The organism is Ileibacterium valens (genome assembly GCF_001945525.1).
Taxonomy (GTDB): Bacteria; Bacillota_I; Bacilli_A; order Erysipelotrichales; family Erysipelotrichaceae; genus Ileibacterium; species Ileibacterium valens.
Genome location: NZ_MPJW01000207.1, coordinates 1 through 1090 on the forward strand (window position 1 = coordinate 1; position 1090 = coordinate 1090).

The 1090-nt window shown below is 45.1% G+C and carries 2 protein-coding genes; both read right to left on the minus strand.

Annotated features, from left to right (window positions below):
* Positions 1–351: 351 nt before the first annotated feature.
* Positions 352–717 carry a hypothetical protein gene (locus tag BO222_RS10925; RefSeq protein WP_075820828.1) on the minus strand — a complete coding sequence of 122 codons (366 nt, stop codon included), beginning with the start codon at positions 715–717 and terminating at the stop codon, positions 352–354.
* Positions 718–735: 18 nt separating this feature from the next.
* Positions 736–1090, minus strand: a 355-nt coding sequence (locus BO222_RS10930) for an ATP-binding protein (protein ID WP_158024604.1), incomplete at its 5' end; no start/stop codon positions are given.

Sequence of the window (1090 nt, forward strand, 5' to 3'; positions counted from 1 at the left end):
TGTATATGTCAATTGAAAAGTTGCCGAAATATCAATTAAAAAGTTGGCAGCTGCCGATAGGAGCAGCCGCATAATTTTGTTTCCATTTTTCAATAAAGCCAGCTTAGAACCAGAAAGCAAAATGAGAGCTGCTCATATTTGTCATCAGTCAGCCCAGTTTGCGATGTCAGAAATACAGCCGGTTTTATGACCAGAAATTTCCTGTTCTTTGCTCGCAAAAGCCATAGTGCATTCAGAGACGGGTTTTGCCAAGGGGATAAGCGAAGCGGCCCTTGGCAGGTTCCGGCTCTGAATGCGACGATGGATTGCGAGTAATGGACAGGAAATTCCGCCCGCTGCCTGCTTTTTGAATCAGACAGATACTTCCATCACACCCGGACTTTCTTCTTTGAAAATAAACTCGCCGCTGATGAACCGATCTATTTCTATCGGTGTGCAGCAGTGAAAAGAGTACGAATCTCTATCCCGCAGCTTTTCAAGGAATGCAAGCTGGGTATCCGGATCGTATCCCAGAATCAGATATCCTTCCTGATCTTTCTCTCTGGGAGATACCACTGTCTTTCTCAGTATTGAAGGTTTACACAGTTCCTCTTTCATTTTCTTTTCCATATCTGGAATTTTTCTGCAGCCTTCCTCAATCAGAGCCTGCGCTTCTCTGATGCTCAGTCCGGCTTCAGTCAGCACATCAATAAGCCTGGTCAGCTTTTTCGTATCCATTATCTTTTCTCCTCATTTTCAGTTCAGAACCGCTGCCTCTTTTCGCTTCTGAATCCACTCTTTTGTCTGCTGAATTCGATAGCTGCTTCCAGTCATATTGACCAGATAGGAAAGATTGGTGAGGCGGTCGATAATCGCTCCGGTCAGCAGCTGGTCCCGGAAAATTTCATTCCACTGGTCCAGAACCAGGTTGGAAGTAATGATCATTGACTTATGTTCATTGCGGCTCGAGAGAAGATTGAACAGAATCTCTCCGGCCTGAACATCGAAGGTACAGTACCCAAGCTCGTCAAGAATGACGAGGTCGTAACTCTCAAATTTCTTTTTATAGGCCGTAATCTGATTGGCGCTCATGGCTTCTTTGAGCTCGATC